The organism is Polymorphospora rubra (genome assembly GCF_018324255.1).
Taxonomy (GTDB): Bacteria; Actinomycetota; Actinomycetes; order Mycobacteriales; family Micromonosporaceae; genus Polymorphospora; species Polymorphospora rubra.
Genome location: NZ_AP023359.1, coordinates 2833918 through 2853933, shown reverse-complemented (window position 1 = coordinate 2853933; position 20016 = coordinate 2833918). Strand labels below are relative to the sequence as shown.

The window sequence follows — 20016 nt, the reverse complement described above, 5'->3', positions numbered from 1 at the left end:
CCCCTCGACGTGCTGAGCCCAGTGCTCACCGAGTCACCGGCGCCCCGCCCCACCTCCGGGCGGGGCGCCGGTGTCGTTGCGCCGCCCGCCGATCCCGCCGACGCTGTCGTCGACGCCGCCGTCTGGGTCGTACAGCGGCCGTGGCTGGCCGCCGTCGCCGCCGGCCTGCTGGTCCTCGCCGTCGCGGTACGCAACCTGGTCGAGGTGTGCCAGCACCGCCACCACGCTCGCGGGGCGCGGCTGGTCATGATCGCGCCGCCGCCCGAGGTCGACCCGCACAGCGCGGCCGCGTGGTGGGCGAACCTGGCCGGCATCCTCACCCCGTCACGCCGGCGGCGGCTGCTCTACGGCACGCCGCACGTCGTGTGGCAGTACACCTGGTCCGGCCGGCAGCTGCTCATCTCGATCTGGGTGCCCGGCACCGTCCCGCCCGGGGCGGTCGAGGCGGCGGTCCGGGCCGCCTGGCCCAACTCGGCCACCACCACCGACGACACCCCGGGCCCACCGATCCCCCTCCACGCGCATCCCGCCTCCGGCGGGCACCTGCTACCCGTGCACGCCGAGTGGCTGCCGCTGGCGACCGACCACGACACCGACCCACTGCGCCCGCTCATGTCCGCCGGGGCGCAGCTCAACACCGGCGAGTACGCCTGCGTGCAGGTCCTCGCCCGCCCCGCCACCCCACGCCGGGCGGCGCGGGCCCGCCGCGCCGCCGGCCGGCTACGGGCCGGCAAGACCGCGCTGCCCGCGGTCAACCCGGCCGCCCCGCTGCTGTGGCTGCTCGACATCTTCATCCCCGGCAGCAGCGGAGGGCGGCCCGCGACGCCCGCTACCGGGCGGGACCCGACGATCGAACGGGACGTACGCGCGATCCTGGACAAGACCGCGCACCCGCTGTGGCAGACCAGCCTGCGCCACGCGGTCGCCACCACCAGCACCCGGACCGGAGCCGACCCGCGCGGCCGGCTACGCGGCATCGCCGACACCCTCGCCTCGGCGTTCGCCATCCACACCGGACGCAACCAGCTCACCCACCGCACCCGCATGACCGCCCCGGTGGCGGTCCTCGCCGCCCGCCGGCTCGGCCCCGGCTTCCTCACCTCCACCCCGGAACTCGCCGCGCTGGCCGCCCTGCCACAGGACCTCGCCGTGCCCGGCCTGGACCGGGCCAGGGCCACGTCCATGCCCGCACCGGTCGCGGTCCCCGCCGGTGGACGCGGGGTGAAGATGCTCGGCGACGCCGAGATCGGCGGCCACAGCGTCGGGCTGTCCGTCGCCGACGCCCGCTACCACACGCACGTGATCGGTTCGACCGGCTCGGGCAAGACCACCCTGCTGGTCAACATGGCCGTCGACGACATCAAAGCCGGCCGCGGCACCGTCGTCATCGACCCGCACGGCGACCTCGTCACCGACATCCTCGACCGGCTGCCCGCCGACGTCGCCGGCCGCGTCGTGCTGTTCGACCCCGACCAGGAGAACCCGCCGACGCTGAACCCGCTGCAGGGCGACGACCCCGACCTCGTCGTCGACAACCTCGTCTCGATCTTCGGCAACATCTTCGCCAACGCCTGGGGCCCACGCATGGACGACGTCATGCGGGTGGCCTGCCTGACCCTGCTACGCCACAACAACGTCACCCTGCAGCACATCCCACCGCTGCTCAACAGCCCCCAGTTCCGGGCGGCGATGACGGTGGACCTGGACGACCCGGCCGGCCTGAGCGGATTCTGGCAGTGGTACGACGGCCTCAACGACTCCCTGCGCTCGCAGGTCATCGGCCCGGTCCTGGCCCGGCTGCGGTCCTTCCTGCTACGCGACTTCGTCAAGCGGACCATGCGCTACCCCAAGTCGAGCTTCGACATCGGCACGATCCTCGACGGCGGCGTACTGCTGGTCCGCATCCCCAAGGGCATCCTCGGCGAGGACACCAGCCGGCTACTCGGCTCCCTCGTCCTGGCACAGGTGTGGCAGGCCGCCACCGCCCGCGCCGCCACCGCCCCCGAACGCCGCCGCGACGCCACCCTGATCATCGACGAGGCCCAGAACTTCCTCACCCTGGCCAACTCGCTGGACACGATGCTCGCCGAGGCACGCAAGTACCGGCTCTCCCTCGTGCTCGCCCACCAGGACCTCGCCCAGTTCCCACGCGACCTGCTCGCCGCCACCTCGGCCAACGCCCGCAACAAGATCTACTTCACCTGCGCCCCGAGGACGCGAAACTGCTCTCCCGGCACACCCAACCCGAACTCGGCGAGCACGACCTGTCCCACCTCGACGCCTACACCGCCGCCGCGCGCCTCGTCGTCGACGGCCGGCAGACACCGGCGTTCACCATGCGCACGCGGCCCCCGAAGCCGGTCGTGGGCGCCGCGACCGTCATCCGGCAGGCCGCCGCCGCGGCCGTGCCAAGCCAGGACACCAGCGCCGTCGACGAACTCGTCGAGCGGCTCAGCCGCAAGCCCGACGAACGCCGGACCCGCCCCGCCCACGGCCGACGCGGCTGACCGGTCCGGTCCCGCTGTCAGCCGGTGGCGTCACCCGGGGCGTGCACCGGCTCGTCACCCGGATCACCACAGGTCACCACCCGCGCCTGGTCGACCACCTCTGACCTGGGCTGTCAGTGCCGCACACGGCCCTGACAGCCGCCACGGACCGATCCCGCCCGTGCCAGACACCCTCCCGAACGGGAGGGAAACCTTCTCCTGCCTAGGAGCAACCCCCGTGTACTCCCGCGTTCCCTCCGCCTCCAGCAAGCCCGACCCACTCGCCGTCTACGGCCGCATCGTCGCCCGCGACCGCGCCCTGCTCGCCCTGCTCGCCGAGCACTACCTGCTGTCCACCGACCAGATCACCAGCGCCCTCTTCGACGGCCGGCGCACCGCCCAACGACGGCTGACCATCCTGCACCGCCTCGACGTACTGCACCGCTTCGGCCGCAGCACCGCCCACGGCCGCCACGGCCCACTGCTCTACACCCTCGGACCCGTCGGGCTGCAACTACACCCCACCACCTACCACGACCCCGACCACCCCGGCGCCAGACCGCCACGCAGCTCCCTCGACCGCGCCAGACGCATCGCCGCCAGCAGCAAGATCAACCACCTGCTCGGCGTCAACCAGTTCTTCACCGACCTCATCGCCACCGCCCGCGCCACCCCCGACGCCGACCTGTCACGGTGGTGGTCCGAACAGCACGCCACCACCGTCTACGCCCAGTCCGGCATCCGCCCCGACGGCCACGGCATCTGGACCACCGGCGACACCACGACCGGCTTCTTCCTCGAGCACGACAACGACACCGAAAACCTCGCCCGCGTCGTGGCCAAGCTCCGCGGCTACGAACGCCTCACCGAGTTCGGCCCCCGCTACCCCGTCCTGTTCTGGGTCCCCACCCGACGCCGCGAGACCAGCCTCCTCGGCGTACTCGCCGGACTACGTACCGCCAGCCCGATCGCGACCGCCGTCCACGGCCCCGACCCGGCCGGACGGGTATGGACACTCGTCTCCGACCCGACCCACCGCCGGCACCTGCACGAACTGCCCTCCGACCACGGCCCCGACGCAGCCACCAACCCACAACGCTTCGACGACTGGTGAGAGGGGCCAAGGTTCGCCTCGCGAGGACTGCCAAGATGCGGGTATGGACGACACGTTGATCGTGCTGAGGCGAGAGTTCGAGGCCGCGGAGGGCAGCTTCCTGGCCCGCCTGCGGAGCGATCTTGTCTGGGATCGAGTGGCGTTCAGCCGGTTGGAACGCGCGATGCGGGTGGCCTGCGGGCAGTACGAAGGTCATGACGGTCTGCCTCGCTGGGTGGCTGAGGGGTTCTACGAGGTCTCACACGTCGTGGCCGAGTGGACCGCCCACCCGAACTTCCCTCGGCCGCAACCGGCGCACTACTACCAGGATTGTCTCGAAAGGATGCGGGATCTGGCGGACTGGTTTTTCCGTGGCTGGCATGCCTACCAGGAGCCGCATGTGTGGCGTGACCTCTGAGGTCACCCGCTGGTGTTGCGGTGTGCCTTGGCGAGGATCTGGTTGGCGGTATCGGTCCAGCGGAACGGCTGGCAGCGCTCGTTGTAGCCACGCGACATCAGGACCCTCTGGTCCAGCCAGCAGCGCTGGTCACGGAACGTGACGGTGCCCACGGACGCTTCCTGCGGATCCCGCCGGTCAGCTTGGGGGCCGGTCGGCCGCCAATCGGCCCCGCTCATCTCATCGTTCGTCTGCACGACGGAGTGCATGTTCTGCGGCTTGGCGCAGCCTTTGATGATCTTTCAGCTGGGAGTGCCGCTACCGTAGTGCGGTGATCGACCTGCAGGTACGGCAAGAGTCTGAACGTATTTTGGCGCGCGCGTCCGGCTTCGAATGGACCCAGGAACTGATCGACCTCGACCGCGCGGTGTATCCCATGCTCGCCGGACTCTGCGCCTACCTTGACACCGTCTTCAACGAGCGGCAGATCCCCATGCTGCTGGAGGAGTTGGAGCGGCTGCCGGACGGCGTGATTCCTGAATCGGCTGCTGCTGAAATCCGCCGGCTCGCGATAATGGTTCAGGAGGGCCAGCATCTGTATCTATGGTTCTGCGGGGACTGACCAGCGGGATCGTCGCCATGGCCGGTGGGTCCGCCTTCGTCACCGCGCAGCCCCCACTCATCCAAACCTGAATAGATCCGCGCAATAGGGTAGGCGGCCGCGCCCATGCACGTGGCCTCTCCCGAGTAGACGGCCACTAAGAAGTCGGTACCCCGCCACCAGTTGTCCGCCAGCCCTTGAACCTCCGCCACTGGTTCAAGCCTGTCCAACCGAGGCTATCTACCGCGTCGCCGGTCACCATGGTGATCTGTCTGGCCCACTTCGCCGCGTGGCGGGCCAGGGCAAGCGACTCGACCCATCCTTCGATGGTCGCGTGCAGTGGCACCCACCGTTGGGCGTGGATCCCGAACTCCCCTGCGGGGCCGATCATGAACAAATAGGGTACGGCTGTTCGCTGCGGTCCTGCCTCGAACCACCATCCGTGCATCATGGAGCCGTCCAACGTCGGCGCCGGGGAACCATCCGGGGTGTCGACATCGAAGTACCTGGGGCCGCCGTCGTACGCCGGCGCGGGTGGCAGGACCAGGCCGCCCCACCGTTGCTGGAACGCCGCCGTCCGGCTGATCTCGGAGGCAGGAACGCCTAGCTCCAGCCAGCGTGGCCGGTACTGTTCGACGTCGGGGACATCAGCTCGAACGCCGTGCGCGGAAACGACCAAGCGGGCTCGTCGGGTCAGCCCTTCCGGCACGCTGTGGAACAGGTTCAAGTTCACCAGGTGGACGCTACCTGCGCTACGTCGACGACAGCCCTCACGATCTGCCCGGACCTCGCATGCACAGGGGCCCTGATTGCGTCGGCGAGAACCAGAGCCGTTTGTAAGCGAGTTCCGGAGCCAGCTCAGGCTGGTCGACATGATCAATGTCGGCGAGTTTGAGCGCCACTCTCGTGCGAGTCCGCCGTTTGCCGGGAGCATGGTCCGTCGGGTTCGGCCAGGGTCTCGAGGCGTTGGCGGGTGGGTGCGAGTGTGTCGGTCAGCCGGCCTGGCCCGCCGGTGATGTGTCTGGCTTGCAGGAGCGCGGCGAGGTCGTGGTGGACAGCGGAACCAGCGTCGGCGAAGAAGTCTTCGCAGATTCCGAGTAGTAGCGGCAGCAGATCGGCGTCGCCGCCGCGCTCGGCCTCGACCCGCAGGCCCCGCTGATCTACCTCGCCGATCGGATCCAGCCCTGGCCGGATGAAGGCCCTACCACGGCCAGGAGCTATGACCGCTGCACACACGAAGACCCCATACTGGATCATGAAATTCACGAGCATGCTTTCAGCGAGATGGTGATCGGGATGCGGCAAGCGACGGTGTTCGCCGACTACGGCCAGTTCTATCTGCAGGACGTTGACGCCCACAACGCGGCGATGCGGGCCGGCGCCGCCACCGACCCCACTCGCGCAGCGGGTGGCTGGACAGACGATGCGGTGCGCCTGCACCGGATCGGACTGGAGCCTCACTCAATCTCCATCGGTGCAGCACGATCAGACTTCGTCGAAACGGCACTAACGATCCACGAGATTGCCCCTGCGCTCATGTCGGAAGCGGAACATGCCGTCGAGGCGGACCTCGACGTCGTCACCGGAGCGGTATCAGTTGTGGGTTGTACAGAGCCACCTGACACAGCGAAGGCGCTGGGGGTCCAGCCGGGACGGTACCGCGTTCGAGTGTCGTACGTACCAGCAGACCCGCCACCAGACGCCGACCCCGACGTCGAGGGCGACCACTTCACCTACCTCATTGAGATGTGGCCGAGCCGCAACGCCGAACCGCTGACGGTAATCCGGCAGGGTCCATATCCCTGGGCAAACTGAAGCGGAACTCGCCTGCTTCTCGACAAACCCGGACTGTTGACGAACCTGGCCACTTTCGGCGGCACCTGACACACGTTCGCGCGAACATGTGCGCATTCGAGAACAACTCGTTGGAGGCGATCGCGACGGACGCCTTCCTCCCGCCTTCGGGTCAACGCTCAAACTCAGCGACAAATCCAAGGTCAGCCCATCTTCGATGCTATGTCGTGGAATGGGTCCCAGTGGGCTGCGTACCGCAAAAGCGAGCGGGCCAGATCCGGGTGGGCCGCCGCCCACCGGGTGTCGAAGAGGAACCACTGGTCGAATCCGAAGAAGTCATCGATATGCCGCGAGACCTGCGCGATGTGGGGATCCAACCGGATCAGCGACCCGGCGGACGACTCCGGGGCCAGCAGCCGCAGCATCTCCTGGTGGATGACGTGGTGCGTGGGCATCGTGTCGATGCTGGCAGGCGACGGGTCGTATCCGGGCAGCCGGACGTAGCGCTCCAACGCCACGCCAGCGTCGTCCTCCGCAGGGGCTACCAGGGCTCGCAGCAGCCGGGCGTCGTGCGGCCAGCGGCAGGCACCGGGGTCGTCGACGGCACGCAGGCTGGCAGCGAGGTCCGGCAGCGCCAGGCCAGGAAAGGCAATGGCGCCGGCCAGGTCCAGGTTCCGATGGGTATCGGGCGATCCCCAGCACAGGCGGACCGAGAAGACGGATTCCGGCCCGGGCGGGGCCAGCCGAACGGTACGAACCGGTACGCCATGGCTGAAGACCGCACCGGGCTCGGCGGTGCCAGTCGGCAGCGGCCAGGTGTCGTACAGCAGGAAGGCGAGCCGGTCGGGTGACGCGGCAGCGGCCTGGTCGTCGACGAAGTAGTAGGCCAGGTCCACCTCGTCGTCGTCGGTACGCACGCGCAAGGCGTGCTCGCCGAGCCGGATGAAGGTGTCCTCGTCGTCCCCTCGACCCAGAGATGCTCGTTGAGCAGCTCGCGCAGTTCGTCAACCGTCTCCGGCCTGGGCAGGCCCCGTTTCTGGACCTCCTCGAAGACCGAATCCAAGCCGTAGACGTAGCCGCCCAGCTCGCTGTCGATCCATCCGTCCGGGTCGTCACGGTCCCAGCCACGGCGGAACCAGTCGAGCACCGTCGCGTCGGGCACGGTGACCACCCGCTTACTGAACGGCGATCCGTCCCGCCACCGGCACACGAAGTACATGCGGCGAACTTTAGGCGAGCGGTCTACAGGGATGGGTGCCGCAGCGATCGGCTCGTCGCGGGCCCGGCGCACCGTGGGCAGCCGTTACGGCCGCCTCGTTGGACCGCGCTCGGAGTCTCGGATGTCCGCCACCACCCACCTCCCGGCATCATTGCGCCGACCGAAGGCCGAAAACAGGAACGGCTCCTGTCGGACGCTGCCCGTGACCGTTGTCGTACCGGCCTGAAACCCACAAGATCACCTGTGAGCGCGGTCAAATCTCACCGCGACGCGCCGATCGCCGCCCACAGCGCCGCGGAAAGTCTCACAGCACAGGTCAGCCGTCCTTTCCGGCGATCATCGCGCCGTATCGGCCTGACAGATCAGGCCTCTACCGTTCACGGCACCAACAGCACCTCACATATCCCCACCGGTTCGGCCCCACCCCGGGAGTCACCGCCGCATTAACACGGCACGCCACGCCCACCCGCCTCCAAAGGCCGGTCGGCATCGCGCCGCGCGGCGCCCCCTTGGTCGCGCCGATCCATCCGCACCACCCACATCCCGCAACCGACCCATGTACCCGGTGGGCCGGTCACCCCTGCGTGCCCAGGCACGCCTACCCAAGGAGAGCCCTCATGGCCAAGACCCGTACCAGCAAGACCGCCCAGGCCGCCCCGGCCAAGCCGGCCACCCCGGCGACGCCGACGGTGACGATCCACACCATGATCGTCTATGTTCCGGACGAGTTGCCCGGCGAGGCGCTGACGTCACGCCAGCTCGACCGCAACTTCGGCGTGCAGGGCAACCTGTCGCCGCGGTTCTGGGTATCGCAGGCCCTGCGCCTGTGGCACCACCGGCAGATGATCGGCCTGCGCAAGGGCCGCCCGGCCTGCTGCGCCGGCGGACCGGCACACCTGCTGGACCTGGCCGGCCTGCGCCAGGCGTTCGGTATGGGGGCCGGCATCCGGCACCAGCTGTTCAGCCGGGTCGTCCACGGCACCGCGCCCGCCACCCCGTGGCACGTCTACGAGGCCCGCCACCTGGCGGACCCGAACGCCTACACCGGTGAGGCCGCCGTGGCCGACTTCAAGAACCAGCCCCGGGTCAACGCGATCCGGATGCACAACGCCGCCACCTACGGTGCCGGGCAGATCCCGCTCGAGGAGCTGGAGATGTTCCAGGCGGGCTGCATGGCCTACCAGCACTACAGCGCGTCCACCGCCCTCGCGGGCGACGCGCTGATCACCGTCGAGGGCGCCAAGCTGGCCCCTGCCAGCGACGCGATGGCCGACCGGGTCACCTACCTCGAACAGGCCAACCGCCTGCTCGACGGCATCGACCCCGAACAGCTCTCGGTCTCGCTCTAGTCGACCGCACCGCCCCCCTGGCGTGCGCCAACCAGTGGACCGATCGGGCCAGCGCCGCCATCCCTGTACCCGAAGGATGCGCGCTGCTGCCGGTCGCCCACCCACCCGCCATCTCGCTGCAGAAGGAGACCTCCACCATGATCTCGGTCTTCCGGTTCCCGCTCGCCGACGTCCTGAACCTCGCCGAGCACGCCGTCGCCGCGACAGAACACGCCGACCCGGTCAGCGACGAGCCGCCGGGCCCGCGCTGCTGCTCGTCGTGCTACGGCGTCTACCTGATGTCCAACGGCCTGCCGCAGCCGCCGCCGCCCCGGCCAGCCGGCGCCTCCACCGTCCGCGCGGTGTTCGCCGACCGGCTCGACCGCGACCAGCCGGACCCCGACGGCGACGACCTGCTCGTCGCGCTGCCGCTTCGCCGCCCGCACACACCTCATCGAGCAACTACGCGCCGCCGCCAGTACCGCCGCAACTCGGTGATCGTCACCATCCTCGGCCGCCAGGTCACGGTCTCGCCGCCCACGTGCCCACGCCGCGCCAGGCCTGAACTGCGCCGCCGCCCCGGGGCAGGGCGCCGCTTTCGCCGCCGGCCGCGAGAGGGCCTGGCCTGCGCGCTTCAATGACCAGCTCGGCGCCGCCCGGCAGCCCGCCGGCTGGCACTGCCCCATCAGGCCTGCGGCGATCCGAGCGCGTCGCCTGTCGCCGCCCGTTGAAGGAAGCAGCATGATTCAGATCCCGTCTGTCCTGTGTGTAGAGAACCCGTGGTAGACCGCCCGCTGTCCGCTGGAGCAGCGATTCCGCGGCGGTGCGGTCCGTGGTGGCACCCGCGGACGACACGCCTATCTGCCCCCCGGCGGCGAACGCCCTCGCACGCCGTGTTCGTCGAGGAGACGGGCCGGCCGACGAGGATTCCGGCGCCTGGCTGGCGATGATGCGTGCCTGTTCGCGGCCGACGGCCGATTCAGCCCCGCCCGCCTGGGCAGCGCTGTCATCGCCGCCGGCACCTCAACCACTGCTACACACCGCCACCGGCCCCTCAGCGCCTCGACGCCCTGCCCACGCCGCCGACGTCGCCCTCCTTCTCGGTCACCTGTCCGCACCTCACGCTGCTCGCCCGGGTGCACACACAGACCGGGACTACTTCCTCGCCAGCCCGCCAGCCACATTTCACCGCCTCGACGCCGACAGCGACATCCGGGGCGACCTCATCGCGCCGCCGACGACGTCGAGGTGCTGCTACGCGAGGCTGCGGACTCGTCCACGACACGGCACGAGCCGCAGGCAGCGCCTGGTCCCTCGTCCGCGACATCGCAGCCGCGACACCGCCGCGCCGGTCCCGGCCGCCGGCCCCCGCACACGCGCTCTGGTCGTTGACGGCAGGATCCGCCGGTCCTGACAGGCCCGCCGGCACTGGCGGTGGACGGGCCCGCCCGCGATGGCGTCGCCGGCCGGGACACCGACGAGGCGACGGCTGCCACCTGTACAGCGTCCGAAGCGTCGCTGGCCGATCAGATCGGTGTGGCCTTCGGCCGCGAGGCGACCTTCAGTCCCGAGCTGACCCGGACCGCTGCGGAGGCCACGGGCACCCTCGTGACCTATCTGGCATCCTGCCTCGGTCCTGCCCGGTCCGCCGCCATCCCCACGTCAGGGGATCTCGCCGAGGTCGCCACCTCGCTGACCCACCTGACACACAGCCTGGTCAGCGGATTACGGCAGCTCGCGGACAGCCGACCCGGCGGCGAGAGCGACGGCCTGGACGAGACCGACGCCGCGGCGGTACGGGCGTCACTGGCCGATGCGGCCGAAGCCCTGCGGTTCGCCGCTGGGCACCTCGCCGCCGTCTCCTACACCGCCGCCGGTCCCGACCTGCCGCAGCAACGGCAGTGATCACTCAGCCCGCGATGGGTGTCATCGGTACGGGACCACGATGGGCTCGTCGCGGCCCCGCACGTCGATGACGGTGACGTGCCCGGGCCCGGACCGAAGTAGGCGTCGTTCAGCTCGAAGGCCACCCTCGTCCCCGCCCCTGACAGTGGGTCGACGTCGCGGGGCTCCGCGACCGGGTGCAGGCCGGCGAGTTCCTGGCAAAGGCCGTGGCCGTCCCGCCACACCTCGACCACGGTCCGTGAACTGACAGCCGCCGCCGCGGCGCTGATCACCGGACGGGACCGAGCAGCGACCCGTTGTAGCCCAGGCGTACGGAGCCGGACTCGTCCAAGGCATCGGCTTGGTCGTCGGTGACCACGAAGGCAAGGTCGCCGGTGATCTCGGCAGTGGCCTGCGGGGTATGCGGCGCGGCAACCCGCGTGGCCGGGTGCAGCGCATACGCCAGCACGCTACTCAGCACCCGGGTGGCGAGGTCAGGGCTGCCTCGACCGGCGCCGAAGTACATGTCGGGCCATCTCTTCACGGACTCGTCGAACTCGAGGACCTCGATGCCGTCCGCGCTGTACCCGTTCCCCTCCACCGAATCACAGTACTTTCCCGGACGGGCTCTACACCCCTCGCGAGCAGCGCCGACAACCAGTACGGTCCGCCGCTGCTGACGGCCAGGCTCCTCCTCACCGGCTGCCCGTCATGCGGAAGGTTCGGACGCGGGCAGCCCGCGTGAGACCACCGCCCAGTGGTGCATGGCAACCAGCGACAGTCGGCCCCCAACGCCCTTCAGGACCCCGTGCGAGCAGGCGTCACGCCTGCCCTCCTACCCGGGCACACGTCCTGATCGCGCCGCCGGTGCGGCTCCGGCGAACCCGAGTCGGCGGCGTCGGCGCACCTGCGGTCGCCGCCCGCCCGGCCGAGCCAACTCCGGCTTCGGCGGCATCCCGAGATCCGGTCACCGCACTTGATTCACGGCGCCGTCGAAGCGTGCATCAGTGCACGCCGATCCCATCAGCTCGACCAGAGAAAGAGAGGCAACAAATGGAAAACCCCACGTCAGGCACCACCCCACCCACCACCCTGGACAAGGTCGCCGCCGCCATCGCGGAACTCCGCGAGGCCACCGCGGCCGCGATCGCCGAACACGCGGCCATCGGCTACTCGACCGCCACCAAGCGGCTACGGGCGCTGGAGGACGCCGGCCTGGCACAGCCGTTTCGCGCCGACGACGGCCGCACCCTGTGGAAGCCCGTAAGAAGCGCTGACGCTGGCAGCAGCGGCGAAGGCGTCGATGAACGACCCGACGGCCAGCCGCCGTCCGGGCAGCAGCAGCCCACCGGCCCCTACGACCAGCCGCAACCGGTCCCGGACGACGACAGCGCCGAGCCCGGAAGCGTCGCGCACGACCACGTCACCTCGGCCGGGCAGACCGACGGGGAGACGGCGCACCCGTCGGATCCGGACACCGCGTCGGAAGCAGGCCCCGAGCCGGACGGCGAGACGGTCACCGCCGTCGGCGAGCCGCAGAACGCCGACCCGGCGCTGCTGGACGTGCCGCACGCCGGGAACCAGGACGAGACGGCAGCCAGCCAACGGCCCGCCCCGGCGGCAGCCGAAGAGCCGGCAACCGAAGGCGACGGCCCACGAGCCGACCTCGAGCAGCCGGCGTCCGCCGACGGTACGCCGCAGCCTTCGCCCGCGCTGGTCGAGCAGGCTGCGGCGATCAAGGCGCGTCGGCCGGGCGGCAGCCTGCGCGGCGCGATCCTCGACGTCCTGGAGGCCAGCCCCGGCCGGCAGTTCAAGACCAGCGAGCTGTGCAAGGCGATCGACAAGGCCAACGAGGGCAGCGGCGCGGCGAAGGCCAGCGCGGGCGCGGTCGTCAACGCCTTGCACAAGCTCGTCACCGCCGGTGCGGCGATCCAGACCGTGGAGCGGCCGGCGACGTTCCAGCTCGCCCCGAAGACCGCCTGACCCCGACCCGTCGGTAGCCCGGGGCGGGCGTCGAAGTTTGGCCGCTTGTCGCCCGCCCCGGTGCTCCCTTTGGGATTGCCGGCAAATAACTTGCGGTTTCGCCGCGGGATGGTGTCCGATGTGGTATGGCCGTGACGGTGGAGACCGAGCAGGTACTGGCGGCGAAGTTCGAGGTGCTCTTCCCGTATCTGGATGAGCGGCAGCGTCGGCTGTTGATGGGAGCCGAGGCCCGGGCGTTGGGGCGCGGCGGGATCCGAGCGGTGTCCCGGGCGGCAGGAGTCGCGGAGAACACGGTGGCGCGGGGAGTGTCCGACCTGGATGCCGGCGGGCCACCGTCGGGCAGGACGCGCCGGCCTGGTGGTGGCCGAAAGCGTCTGGCGGACCTGGACCCCGGGCTGCGTTCGGCATTGCTGGCCCTGGTCGAGCCGGACGAGCGCGGGGATCCGATGTCGCCGCTGCGCTGGACGACGAAGTCCACCCGCGCGCTGGCCGCGGAACTCACCCGCCAGGGGCATCGTGTCGGGCCGGACACGGTGGCCGACCTGTTGCGCAGGGAGGGGTTCAGCCTGCAGGCCAACACCAAAACCATTGAAGGCAGGCAGCACCCGGACCGTGACACGCAGTTCCAGTACATCAACGAGCAGGTCAAAACCCACAACCACAGCGGCGATCCGGTGATCAGCGTCGACACCAAGAAGAAGGAACTGATCGGGCAGTTCAGCAACCCCGGCCGGCAATGGCGGCCGAAGGGCGAGCCGGTCACCACGCTGACCCACGACTTCCCCAGCGACAGCCAGGGCAAGGCGGTGCCGTACGGCATCTACGACCTGGCCACCGACACCGGCTGGGTCAACGTCGGCACCGACCACGACACGGCCGCCTTCGCGGTCGAGTCGATCCGCCGGTGGTGGACCGCAACCGGCCACGACGACTACCCACACGCCCACCGCCTGCTGATCACCGCCGACTCCGGCGGCTCCAACGGCTACCGCACCCGGGCTTGGAAAGCCGAACTCGCGGCCCTGGCCACGCAGACCGGGCTGCAGATCACCGTGTGCCACTTCCCACCGGGAACCTCCAAATGGAACAAGGTGGAGCACCGCCTGTTCTCCCACATCACCCAGAACTGGCGAGGACGACCACTGACCAGCCACGAAGTCGTCGTGCAGACCATCGCCGCCACCACCACCCGCACCGGACTACGGGTACACGCCGCCCTTGACACCGGCAGCTACCCCACCGGAGTCACCATCAGCGACACACAGATGGCCGCCCTGCCAATCAGCCGCCACGCCTTCCACGGCGACTGGAACTACACCCTGCACCCCACACCACAAACCCCACCCACCGACCTCCGGCCCGAGCCGGGAACCCCCACGCCACATGACGCCCCGACGCTGACGCACCCGACGCTGACCGGCATGCCCCGCCAAGACCTCCAGCAGATGATCACCACCCTCGAGGCGTTGCGCGGCAATCTCATGCAGGACAGACAACACCAACGCCGCGTCGCGGCGGGCAAGAAACCCCACGCACCACGACCCGGACGGCCAGCACGGTTCACCTTCGCCGACCGGGTCCTGGTCACGGTCCTGCACCTACGCCTGCAACTACCCGAAACCACCCTGGCCACCATGTTCACCACCAGCCGCAGCAGCATCCGTAGAGCGATCAGCGAGACCCGCCAGCTCCTGGACCAACACGGCACCACGATCGACGCCATCACACCCACCGCGTCGATCCTGGACCTACTTACCACCGCAGCCACGAACACACCCAACAACTGAAAGATCAAGACTGCGAGTTAATCATCGGCAATCCCTTTCCACAGAGGAGCGATGCCCAGTGTCCCATCTAACCTCCTACCTCACCGCGGCCGGCGGCGTCCTCGCCGGCGTCGCCGCCGCCGTGCCGCTGCTCGGCTGGCAGCGGCGGGTTCTCCGCCGGCAACGGCAGGCGATCGCCAGCCGGGAGGATGCCCTCGGCCAGTGGCGGAGCCTGGCCATGCGCAACGAGACCAGCGGCCTGCCGAACCGGCGGGCCCTGCTGGCGCATCTCGACGCCACCCTCATCCTCGGCGAGCCGCTCGGGGTCGTGCTGCTCGACCTCGACCGGTTCAAGGCGGTCAACGACGTCCTCGGCCACGAGCTCGGTAACGACCTGCTGTCCGAGGTCGGTCGCCGCCTGGCCTGCCTGCCACCGCCGGTGGCGCTGGCCGTGCACCTGTCCGGTGACGAGTTCGCCCTCGTCGTGCACGGCGATGGCGCCGATACCGATGCCTCCGCCCGGGCCGCGTACGACCGGATCGCGGGGCGGGCGTTCGACATCGCCGGCCGATGGGTCGCGGTCTCCGCCAGTGTCGGCTACGCCGTCGCCGTGCCGGGCATGGGCGCCCGTGACGTGCTGCACGCGGCGGACCAGGCCATGTACCTGGCCAAGCACGGCGAGGGCGGCGTGTGCCCGTACACGCCTGACCGTGACGGTGACCAGACTCCGCCCGGCCGGTACCGCGACCTGCGGTAGCCGGATCCCCTTCAAGGGGACGAGCCCACATCCGCGCCCGACGACTTGACCTTGGCCGAGAGATAAGCGTCGATCGACACGGTCATCGTTCAGCCCGCCATCAGGCACGACGTCGCCGGCATCGACTGGCCGCTGCTCCCTGCCCGCAAACAGTAGGAAAGGTCGCCCCGCATGTCCGACCGCAGCCGAATCCGCCCCTCCCATCGCGCCCTCGTACCCGCCGACGTCTCCGACCCGCTGCTGTGGCGGCTCGCCGTTGACGTCCTCACCGCCCACCAGCCCGGCCCCGACGACCGGTGCGCCAACCTGCAGTGCACCGGCCAGGCCGGGCCGTGCCCTGCCGCGACGCGGGCGCAGCAGGCGATGCGCGCCGCCCGGGCCACCACGTCCCAGGTGCGGCACCACTCCAACCCTGTAGCCCCTGTCACCGGCCGGGCCGCCGTCGGTCACCGCCGTGAGCCGGGCGGCTTCATCGGCTGGTTCACCACCGGCATCACCCAGCTCCGGTCGCGGCTGCCGCGCCGCACTCCCGGCGCCGCCCTGGCCGCCGCGTAGCTTGCCGCCTCACCAACCTCGCCTTTCAGCCCACAGGAGGAACACATGCCCTTCCGCACCGAGCACACCCTCGCCGGCTACGCGCGAGTCGCCGTCGAGATGAAGACCCGCATGCGCGACTACTGCGCCACCATCGCCAGCGACCAGTACACCCGGACGTTCGTCGGGGCCCGGTGGGCTGCCCTGCCGTCCGCCGGCGACGAGGCCCGCCGCAACGACAAGCTCACCGCCGTGCTCAACCGGGCGAGCAGCATGGTGTGGGCACACGGTGAGGCGTACGTCCTCGCCCCGGCCATGACCGCCGTCATCGCCGCCGCCGCGCAGGCCCTCGACCTGTCCGGCGACCTGCTCACCGCCGACGCCGCCCCCACCGACACCGGCGTCCTCTTCCTGCCCGAGCCGATCTACCATCGCAACCCGGCAGGCCACGTCAGCGGCATCGCGGCGATCACCTGGGCCACCGTCGCCTCCCCGACCGGACGGTCCTGGCTGATCTGCGGCTGGGCCAACCGCGACGACCCCGAAGACCCCCACGCCGCCCGAATCCGCGACTACGCCCGCCAGGACCCGACCCTGCCGTCACGGCTCGGCCCCTACGTCCTCACCGTCCTCGACGTGCTGCCGATCGCCAAACCGGTACCGGCCATCACCCAGCCCCATGTCGACGAGCCCGACCGTGACTGGCAGACCGCACCCGACGGCCGCTACCTCATCACCAGCGACACCGCCCGGGTGTGCGCGGCGATCGCGTACGCGTTCTGGCGCATCCAGGCCCAGCCGATCAGCGTCTGCGCGCCCGCACCCCTGGACCGGGCCGCCCGCCGCCGCGCCGTACGCGACCGCATCGTCCACGCCACCCGGGTCGTGATGCTGCGCCGCACCTCGCCCATCACCGAACCTGCGGGCGGCCCGCCGAAGTGGCACTACCGGGTCCGGTTCGTCGTACGCGGCCACTGGCGCCGCCTCACCAACAGGCACGGCCAGGCGTACCGGATTTGGATCCACGCCCACATCAAGGGACCCGACGGGGCGCCGCTGCTGCTCGGCGAGAAGGTCGCCGTCCTCACCCGCTAACCCCCCACACATCCACACCCACTCGACGACCGCGCGGCCACCCAACCGGTAGCCGCGCGGTCGTCGCCGTGCCCGCCACCCGCGAACCCCGCCTTCAACTACCGCGCTCAAGGCAAGGAGACAGCTCCGTGGGAACCCCCTGCTACGTCGGCACCGCCAGCCCTCACCAGCCGCACCTCATCCACGCCCGCTACGTCCACTTCGACGGCTACCCCAGCTCGCTGCTCGCCCGGCTACGCGGTATCTGGGCGGGCGTGGCCCGACGCGACACGAACGCGCTCACCGGCGCGGTCCTCGCCCACGACTGGGAGTACCTCGACCCCGCCGTCACCGCGACCACCCCCTGCGGGCCTGGCGGCATTCCCACCCAGCGGCCGGTGGCCGGCGTCGGGATGACCCTCGGCACCGGAGAGCCCGGCGGGTTCGAGCCGGTCACCGTCTTCCCGCTCAGCCTCGCCACCGACCTCGGCGCCGCTTGGATCTACGTCATCGACCCGGCCAGCGGCACCGTCGCCGTGTACACCGGCGACGGCGAGCCGGCCGCCATCCACCCCCTCGCCCCGATCCCCATCGCCACGCACCCACTACAACCCCTTGCCAGGAACGGGTTCTCGCCCACCACCGCCAACACCAGCTCCCGCCGAACCCCGACACCCGGACAGAGCGACGCGAGGCGCCCGCGCCCCTGCCGGCCCGCCGCCGGACGCTGCCGGCGGACGCGATGACCCTGCGATCCCTGCTGTCCCTGGCCGTGGCCGTCATCGCGGCATTCGTCCTGTGCGCCGGTGGCCTGGCCGGTCTCGTCGGCGGCGGAACCGCGACCGCCGGATGCGTCCCGACGGCGTTCCCGCCCTCCGCCGCGTCGCCGGCGGTGTGGCCTGCCGTCGGCGGCTGGGACAGCGACCAGGTCGGCAACGCCGCCACGATCGTGACCACCGGCAACCGGCTCGAGGTACCGGCGCGTGGCTGGGTCATCGCGGTCGCCACCGCCATACAGGAGAGCGGCCTGCGGAACCTGGCCGGCGGCGACCGGGACTCGGTCGGCCTGTTCCAGCAACGTCCGAGCCAGGGCTGGGGCACCCCCACCCAACTCCAGGACCCCGCCTACGCCTCGCAGGCGTTCTACCGAAAGCTCGTCACCGTCGCCGGCTGGGAGGTGATGCCGCTCACCGACGCCGCCCAGGCCGTGCAGGTCTCGGCGTACCCGGACGCCTACGCCAGGCACGAGAACGCCGCCACCGACCTCGTCGCCACGATCGCCGACACCCTCGACCTACCCGATGGTCTCGCCGGCTGCGGCACGACCGGGCCGTGGACCGCACCGGTTCACGCGCCCCTCGTCTCCGGGTTCCGCATCCCGCAGCGGCCCGGCCACGACGGGGTCGACCTCGCCGCGCCACGCGGCACCCTCATCCGCGCCGCGACGGCCGGCACCGTACGCACCGTGGCCTGTAACGCGGTCCACGCCGACAGCGGCGCGGACTGGGGCTGCGACCGCGACGGCGACCCCGTCCGCACCCGCGGCTGCGGCTGGTACGTCGACCTCGAACACCCCGGCGGCCTGCTCACCCGCTACTGCCACATGGACCAGCCACCGATCGTCCGCCCGGGGCAGCAGGTCGCTGTTGGGCAGCCGCTCGGCGTCGTCGGCTCCACCGGCCACTCCAGCGGCCCGCACCTGCACTACGAGGTCCGGGTACGCCGGCCGGCACACGACAACCGGGCCCAGGCCTACGAGCCGGTGGACCCGGTCGCCCACCACACGCGGGTGGGAGCACCACTGGGGCATCACCCGCCACACCGGCGGGCCGCCGCCCCGCCCGTTCCAGTCCCACCGCCCTCGGCCGGCCCGGCCGAGGGCTTTCTCGTATGAGAGCAAGGAGTAGCACGTGACCAGACAGCTCTGGTTCGACCTGCGGGAGACCCTCCGGCAGGCCGAAACGACTATCGCCGGCCCCGACGCCGGCCCGACCGGTGAGCCGCAGGAGCCGTGGCTCGTCGTGGACACGGCCGGCGGCCGGCTGTGGTTCACCCCGGTCAACGCGCCCCGTCCCCGGTCCGCGACCGTCACCGCCGTCCACGACGACGGGCCACAGCCTTCGCGGCCGTGGCCGCCGTACCGGCAGCCCCTGACCGAACCCGGCCCCGACGACACCAGCCTGCTCGACCGGCTCCACGCCGCCGCCCGCGAGGGACACCGGTGGCTCGTGATCGACTCGACGATGCCGCCCCAACTTCACACCGCCGCCGTCTACGACACCGCCACGGTGCCGGCGACAGCGACCTGGACACCGGCCTACCTCGCCGCCGGGGAGCTCGGCCCGTACCCGGGCGAGATCGCCGCCGGCTACCAGTACGACGGCTCCGTCATCGCCCGCTTCCGCCTCGAAGCCGTCGAGCGGATCGCCGCCGACGCCCACGCCCGTACCTGGCCCGGCCAGACCGCCGACCTGCTGGTCCGACGCGGCTACGGCAACCGCACCGAGGTGTTCATGGCACACGCGGCCGGCAGCATCGACACCTCTACCCCTTGGCAGCCCGAGGCGGGAGACGAAACCCTCGGGATGCGGCGCGTCACCGTCGACACCGACGGCTGGTACGTCCTCGTCGACGACCTCTGGATGTGGCGGCAGGTCGACCCACCCATGGTGCAGACACGACCCGGTCACGGACACGCCCCTGAGCAGGACATGTTCGAGCCGGACGGGCCATACGGCAGCCGGTGCACGGTGTGCGGGGCGACCGGCTACGACATCGCCGACCGGACGCTGCCGTCGATGGCCGGCTACGGCAGCGACACCACGACCTGGTGCCGGATCTGCCGGTCCAGCGAAAGCCACCTGCAGGAGATCGGCCGGGTCAGCCGCCGCGCCACGTGGCCACCCTCGCTCGACGCCTAGACGGGCTGGTTATCCACAGCAGTTGTCCACGGGCGGATCCGCCCGTGGACAGGCCTGTCGTAAGGGGCGACGCGGCGGCCGGCGGCGGGACCGGTCCCGATCGTCGTGCCACCGCCCGGCCAGGCCGGGCAGAAGCCACCGACTCGCGCCGCGACCGTGCGGGGCGCGGTGTCCCGCCG

The 20016-nt window shown here is 70.9% G+C and carries 19 protein-coding genes and 2 pseudogenes; 16 read left to right on the top strand and 5 right to left on the bottom strand.

All coding sequences use genetic code 11. The features are described 5' to 3' along the window. Positions 1-12: 12 nt before the first annotated feature. From Prubr_RS13170 to Prubr_RS13160, 3 genes and pseudogenes are all read left to right on the top strand, one after another. Positions 13-2507: pseudogene (locus Prubr_RS13170) on the top strand (type IV secretory system conjugative DNA transfer family protein). Positions 2508-2724: 217 nt separating this feature from the next. Then, positions 2725-3600: a replication-relaxation family protein gene (locus tag Prubr_RS13165; RefSeq protein ID WP_212825281.1), complete on the top strand. Its 876-nt coding sequence runs from the start codon at positions 2725-2727 to the stop codon at positions 3598-3600. Between the two features lie 43 nt (positions 3601-3643). Further along, entirely contained in the window at positions 3644-3997 is a 354-nt protein-coding gene (locus Prubr_RS13160) for a hypothetical protein (RefSeq protein ID WP_212825279.1), read from the top strand. A gap of 2 nt (positions 3998-3999) precedes the next feature. Here Prubr_RS13160 and Prubr_RS13155 read toward each other — a convergent pair whose 3' ends face one another. Continuing rightward, positions 4000-4233 (bottom strand): hypothetical protein, encoded by a 234-nt coding sequence (locus Prubr_RS13155; protein ID WP_212825277.1) that lies wholly within the window; start codon positions 4231-4233, stop codon positions 4000-4002. A 74-nt stretch (positions 4234-4307) separates the two neighbouring features. On the opposite strand from Prubr_RS13155, the gene Prubr_RS36835 reads away from it, so the two are divergent. After that, a complete protein-coding gene (locus Prubr_RS36835; protein WP_246568644.1) occupies positions 4308-4598 on the top strand; it encodes a hypothetical protein in 291 nt (96 codons plus the stop codon). Positions 4599-4734: 136 nt separating this feature from the next. Here Prubr_RS36835 and Prubr_RS13145 read toward each other — a convergent pair whose 3' ends face one another. Further along, complete coding sequence (locus Prubr_RS13145; protein ID WP_212825275.1) at positions 4735-5310, bottom strand: hypothetical protein; 576 nt, start codon at positions 5308-5310, stop codon at positions 4735-4737. Between the two features lie 143 nt (positions 5311-5453). Beyond that, positions 5454-5849 carry a hypothetical protein gene (locus Prubr_RS13140; protein ID WP_212825273.1) on the bottom strand — a complete coding sequence of 132 codons (396 nt, stop codon included), beginning with the start codon at positions 5847-5849 and terminating at the stop codon, positions 5454-5456. A gap of 24 nt (positions 5850-5873) precedes the next feature. On the opposite strand from Prubr_RS13140, the gene Prubr_RS13135 reads away from it, so the two are divergent. After that, positions 5874-6392 carry a hypothetical protein gene (locus tag Prubr_RS13135; protein WP_212825271.1) on the top strand — a complete coding sequence of 173 codons (519 nt, stop codon included), beginning with the start codon at positions 5874-5876 and terminating at the stop codon, positions 6390-6392. A gap of 182 nt (positions 6393-6574) precedes the next feature. On the opposite strand, the gene Prubr_RS13130 is transcribed toward Prubr_RS13135, so the two are convergent. Then, a complete protein-coding gene (locus tag Prubr_RS13130; protein WP_246568642.1) occupies positions 6575-7288 on the bottom strand; it encodes a hypothetical protein in 714 nt (237 codons plus the stop codon). A gap of 919 nt (positions 7289-8207) precedes the next feature. Between Prubr_RS13130 and Prubr_RS13125 the strand changes: the two genes are divergently transcribed. From Prubr_RS13125 to Prubr_RS13115, 3 genes are all read left to right on the top strand, one after another. Continuing rightward, entirely contained in the window at positions 8208-8939 is a 732-nt protein-coding gene (locus tag Prubr_RS13125; protein ID WP_246568640.1) for a hypothetical protein, read from the top strand. A 137-nt stretch (positions 8940-9076) separates the two neighbouring features. Next, positions 9077-9559, top strand: a complete 483-nt coding sequence (locus Prubr_RS13120; protein ID WP_212825269.1) for a hypothetical protein — start codon at positions 9077-9079, stop codon at positions 9557-9559. A gap of 793 nt (positions 9560-10352) precedes the next feature. Continuing rightward, positions 10353-10823, top strand: coding sequence for a hypothetical protein (locus tag Prubr_RS13115; RefSeq protein WP_212825267.1), 471 nt, complete (start codon positions 10353-10355; stop codon positions 10821-10823). Between the two features lie 268 nt (positions 10824-11091). Here the strand turns inward: Prubr_RS13115 and Prubr_RS13110 are convergent, their stop codons facing one another. Continuing rightward, on the bottom strand, positions 11092-11403 hold the full coding sequence (locus tag Prubr_RS13110; RefSeq protein ID WP_212825265.1) for a hypothetical protein: 312 nt from the start codon (positions 11401-11403) through the stop codon (positions 11092-11094). Positions 11404-11855: 452 nt separating this feature from the next. On the opposite strand from Prubr_RS13110, the gene Prubr_RS13105 reads away from it, so the two are divergent. The 8 genes and pseudogenes from Prubr_RS13105 (at position 11856) to Prubr_RS13070 (ending at position 19837) form a co-directional block, all read left to right on the top strand. Further along, positions 11856-12785, top strand: a complete 930-nt coding sequence (locus Prubr_RS13105) for a MarR family transcriptional regulator (protein WP_212825263.1) — start codon at positions 11856-11858, stop codon at positions 12783-12785. A 125-nt stretch (positions 12786-12910) separates the two neighbouring features. Continuing rightward, the gene (locus tag Prubr_RS13100) at positions 12911-14572 is read left to right on the top strand and encodes an ISAzo13 family transposase (RefSeq protein WP_212825261.1); all 1662 of its coding nucleotides are present in this window, start codon (positions 12911-12913) and stop codon (positions 14570-14572) included. Between the two features lie 58 nt (positions 14573-14630). Beyond that, on the top strand, positions 14631-15308 hold the full coding sequence (locus Prubr_RS13095; RefSeq protein WP_212825259.1) for a GGDEF domain-containing protein: 678 nt from the start codon (positions 14631-14633) through the stop codon (positions 15306-15308). A 171-nt stretch (positions 15309-15479) separates the two neighbouring features. Next, on the top strand, positions 15480-15863 hold the full coding sequence (locus Prubr_RS13090; RefSeq protein WP_212825257.1) for a hypothetical protein: 384 nt from the start codon (positions 15480-15482) through the stop codon (positions 15861-15863). Between the two features lie 45 nt (positions 15864-15908). Beyond that, complete coding sequence (locus Prubr_RS13085) at positions 15909-16937, top strand: hypothetical protein (RefSeq protein ID WP_212825255.1); 1029 nt, start codon at positions 15909-15911, stop codon at positions 16935-16937. Positions 16938-17065: 128 nt separating this feature from the next. After that, positions 17066-17662, top strand: coding sequence for a hypothetical protein (locus Prubr_RS13080; RefSeq protein ID WP_246568638.1), 597 nt, complete (start codon positions 17066-17068; stop codon positions 17660-17662). Beyond that, a pseudogene (locus tag Prubr_RS13075) lies at positions 17659-18723 on the top strand (M23 family metallopeptidase); the annotation flags it as partial. The gene Prubr_RS13080 and the pseudogene Prubr_RS13075, both read left to right, overlap by 4 nt. Before the next feature lie 103 nt (positions 18724-18826). Next, positions 18827-19837 carry a hypothetical protein gene (locus Prubr_RS13070; protein ID WP_212825251.1) on the top strand — a complete coding sequence of 337 codons (1011 nt, stop codon included), beginning with the start codon at positions 18827-18829 and terminating at the stop codon, positions 19835-19837. The last annotated feature ends 179 nt before the right edge of the window (positions 19838-20016 follow it).

What these genes read in the sequence shown, in the direction of transcription:
- Prubr_RS13160 (WP_212825279.1), top strand. Translation starts at nt 3,644, where the DNA reads ATGGACGACACGTTGATCGTGCTGAGGCGAGAGTTCGAGGCCGCGGAG.
- Prubr_RS13140 (WP_212825273.1), bottom strand. Translation starts at nt 5,849, where the DNA reads ATGCTCGTGAATTTCATGATCCAGTATGGGGTCTTCGTGTGTGCAGCG.
- Prubr_RS13135 (WP_212825271.1), top strand. Translation starts at nt 5,874, where the DNA reads ATGCGGCAAGCGACGGTGTTCGCCGACTACGGCCAGTTCTATCTGCAG.
- Prubr_RS13125 (WP_246568640.1), top strand. Translation starts at nt 8,208, where the DNA reads ATGGCCAAGACCCGTACCAGCAAGACCGCCCAGGCCGCCCCGGCCAAG.
- Prubr_RS13120 (WP_212825269.1), top strand. Translation starts at nt 9,077, where the DNA reads ATGATCTCGGTCTTCCGGTTCCCGCTCGCCGACGTCCTGAACCTCGCC.
- Prubr_RS13105 (WP_212825263.1), top strand. Translation starts at nt 11,856, where the DNA reads ATGGAAAACCCCACGTCAGGCACCACCCCACCCACCACCCTGGACAAG.
- Prubr_RS13100 (WP_212825261.1), top strand. Translation starts at nt 12,911, where the DNA reads ATGGCCGTGACGGTGGAGACCGAGCAGGTACTGGCGGCGAAGTTCGAG.
- Prubr_RS13090 (WP_212825257.1), top strand. Translation starts at nt 15,480, where the DNA reads ATGTCCGACCGCAGCCGAATCCGCCCCTCCCATCGCGCCCTCGTACCC.
- Prubr_RS13085 (WP_212825255.1), top strand. Translation starts at nt 15,909, where the DNA reads ATGCCCTTCCGCACCGAGCACACCCTCGCCGGCTACGCGCGAGTCGCC.